Source organism: Agromyces binzhouensis (assembly GCF_004135055.1).
GTDB lineage: Bacteria > Actinomycetota > Actinomycetes > Actinomycetales > Microbacteriaceae > Agromyces > Agromyces binzhouensis.
Genome location: NZ_SDPL01000378.1, coordinates 1 through 3,040, shown reverse-complemented (window position 1 = coordinate 3,040; position 3,040 = coordinate 1). Strand labels below are relative to the sequence as shown.

The following is a 3,040-nucleotide window of genomic DNA, read 5'->3' as shown; positions in this document are numbered from 1 at the left end:
GCGGCGGCCGGCGAGTCCGCACTCGCCCCGACGGTCGCGTCCCGGCTCGACGAGTCGCAGCGCGCCGGCGACCAGCGCCTCACTGTGCGCGAGGCCGAGGTGCTCGCGCTCGTCGCCGCGGGTCGCACCAACCGGGAGATCGGCCAGGCGCTCTTCCTCAGCGAGGCGACGGTCAAGTCGCACCTCGTCCACATCTTCACCAAGCTCGGCGTCGGTTCCCGCACCGCGGCGGTCGCGCGCGCCCGCGAGCTCGGGGCCATCCGGGCGGGCTGAGCGATGCCGCGCGCCCGCGTCGTCCTCGTCCACGGCATCCGGACGTCGGCCACGATGTGGCGCGGGCAGGTGCTGCGGCTCGAGCGGCACGACCTCGAGGTGGTGCCCGTCGACCTCCCGGGGCACGGCGCGAGGCTCGGCGAGCCGTTCACGCTCGCCGACGCGCTCGACACCATCGGCGATGCGCTGGGCGACCCGGTGCCCGGCGTGCCGCGACTGCTCGTCGGACTGAGCCTCGGCGGGTACCTGTCGATCGAGTTCGCGGCGCGGCATCCGCGGGGCCTCGAGGGACTCGTCGCCGCCTCGTGCGGCACCCGCCCGCGCGGGCCGGGGCTGCACGGCTACCTGCGCCTCGCCGACGCGATCGGCCGGCTGCCCGATCAGGGCCGGGCCCTCAACGACCGGATGGCACGCCTGTTCCTCTCCCCCGCCGCCGTCGACGACATCATCGCGGGCGGGGTCGCGCTCGACGTCATGCGCCCGGCCATCGGCGCGGTCGGCGAGCTCGACCTCGAGGCCTCGATCGCGGCCATCGAGGTGCCCATATGGTTCGTCAACGGTCGCTACGACCACTTCCGGTTCGAGGAGCGGCGGATGCTCCGGGCCGCCGCCGACGGCCGGCTCGTGCACATCGAGGGTGCCACCCACCTCGTCAGCCTGGCCCGCCCAGAGGAGTTCACCGCGGCCGTGCTCGGCGCGGTCGCCGAACTCGAGCTCCGGGAGGTGCGACGCCGGTCGGCGGCAGCGAACCGCTGACCGACGATGCCGCCCCGGTTCGCTTTGGTGCCGCACCGGCGTTGCTGGTATCGTTGCCTGTTGGCTTGCGTGTGGGTCCCACCCCGCACGATGCGCCGCGACGGCCCCTCTACCGATTGCGGCAACTCCGGTACCCGCAGAACACACGAAAGACGAACCACGTGGCAAACATCAAGTCGCAGATCAAGCGCATCCGCACCAACCTGAAGGCGCAGGAGCGCAACAAGGCCGTGAAGAGCGAGCTCAAGACCGTCATCACCGCCACCCGCAAGGCCGTCGCCGAGGGCGACAAGGAGAAGGCCACCGCCGCCCTCCGCGTCGCGACCCGCAAGCTCGACAAGGCCGTGAGCAAGGGCGTGATCCACAAGAACCAGGCCGCGAACCGCAAGTCGGCCATCGCGAAGCAGGTCGCCGCGCTCTGATCCGAGTGTCGTTCGAAGGCCCCGCACCGAAAGGTGCGGGGCCTTCGTCGTTGCCGGGGCGGTGCCTGGCGGGTCTCAGGCGAGGGCGCGGCCGCGCGCGGCGATGACGCCCACGAGCCGCTCGAGCGCGAAGACGGGATCGCGCTCGGCGCCCTTCACCGCGGCGTCGGCCGCAGCCAGCGCCTGGATGGCGACGCCGAGGCCCTCATCGCTCCACCCGGCGAGGTCGCGACGTGCGCGATCCACCTGCCAGGGCGCGAGGCCGAGCGATGAGGCCGTCGCACCGCGCGACCCCGCGACCTTGGCCATGGTGCGGATCTTCATGGCGAACGCCGCGACGATCGGCACCGGGTCGGCGCCCGAGTCGAGGGCGTGCCGCAGGGCGATGAGGGCATCTCCGTGGCGCCCGGCGATCGCCGCATCGGCGACCTCGAACGCATTGGTCTCGACGCGCCCGCCGTAGTACCTGCGCACGGCGGCCTCGTCGATGTCGCCCGTGGCGTCGGCGATGAGCTGACGGCACGCGGCGGCGAGCTCGCCGAGGTCGTCGCTGAATGCGCCGACGAGGGCGCGCAGCGCGGCCGGGGCGATGCGTCGTCCCGCGAGGCGGAACTCGGCCGCGGCGAAGTCCTGCTTGTCGGCGTCGCGCTTGAGCTCGGCGCAGACGACCTCGATGCCGCCGCCCTCGCCCGCGCGGAGCGCGTCGAGCAGCTTCTTGCCGCGATTGCCGCCACGATGGCGAAGGACCACCGTGGTGCCCTCGGCCGGGGCTGCGAGGTACTCCAGCGCGTCGAGCAGGAACTCGTCGCTCGACTTCTCGACGCCGGTGACCCGGATCAGCCGGGGCTCGCCGAACAGCGACGGGCTCGCGAGCGTGAGCAGGGTTCCGCGCGTGTACCCGTCGGCCTCGAGGTCGCTGACCTCGAGCGCCGGATCATCTGCGCGGAGCGTCTCGCGGAGCATCGTGAGCGTGCGCTCGGCGAGCACGTCTTCGCCGCCGGAGACGAGCACGATCGGCGCCGGCCGAGCCTCGCTCCACCCCAGCTGCGGGATCGCGGTCTTCGACCTGCCTGTGCCCGGACGTGCCGCCACGGCGCTCCCTTCCCTCGTGCCGGTCCAGTCTACGGAGCACCCGCGACACCGACGGCCCGCGCGGTCCACAGTTCGAACCCGCCGGGCACGGCCCGCAGCACCGCGGCCCCCGACGCGTCGCTCCGCACCGGCACCGTCCGCGCATTCTCGAGCAGCTCGAGCAGCGATCCCGTCGGGTGGCCGTAGCCGTTCTCCGCACCGACGCCGATGAGCCCCACGGACGCCCCGAGCTCGCCGTAGAGTTCGGCGCTCTGGTCGGCGCTGCCGTGGTGGGCGACCTTCACGAGATCGACGCGGCCGACCTCCGTGGCACGCCGCATCGCGTCCTGCGCCTCGCGGCCGAGGTCGCCGAGGAACACCGCACCGAAGTCGGGCGTCACGAGGTGGATCACGACGCTCGCGTCGTTCCCCGGCGCGGCGTCCGCTCGCGGCCAGAGGACCCGCCACGCGGCGGCGCCGAGGGTTCCGTGCGCCCCGGCGACGACCTCGGCGTGCGA

Annotated in this window: 5 protein-coding genes; 3 read left to right on the top strand and 2 right to left on the bottom strand. The window is 73.5% G+C overall.

Annotated elements, in window-relative coordinates:
* The 3 genes from ESO86_RS14425 to rpsT all read left to right on the top strand — a co-directional run.
* Positions 1-273: response regulator transcription factor (locus tag ESO86_RS14425; RefSeq protein WP_165307904.1), on the top strand; the 273-nt coding region annotated here is incomplete at its 5' end.
* Between the two features lie 3 nt (positions 274-276).
* Positions 277-1,029, top strand: a complete 753-nt coding sequence (locus ESO86_RS14420) for an alpha/beta fold hydrolase (RefSeq protein ID WP_129235615.1) — start codon at positions 277-279, stop codon at positions 1,027-1,029.
* A 161-nt stretch (positions 1,030-1,190) separates the two neighbouring features.
* Entirely contained in the window at positions 1,191-1,451 is a 261-nt protein-coding gene (gene rpsT / locus ESO86_RS14415; protein WP_129235614.1) for a 30S ribosomal protein S20, read from the top strand.
* A 75-nt stretch (positions 1,452-1,526) separates the two neighbouring features.
* On the opposite strand, the gene holA is transcribed toward rpsT, so the two are convergent.
* Positions 1,527-2,543 (bottom strand): DNA polymerase III subunit delta, encoded by a 1,017-nt coding sequence (gene holA / locus ESO86_RS14410; RefSeq protein ID WP_129235613.1) that lies wholly within the window; start codon positions 2,541-2,543, stop codon positions 1,527-1,529.
* A gap of 29 nt (positions 2,544-2,572) precedes the next feature.
* A partial coding sequence (locus ESO86_RS19095; protein WP_422836500.1) for a ComEC/Rec2 family competence protein occupies positions 2,573-3,040 on the bottom strand: 468 nt, incomplete at its 5' end.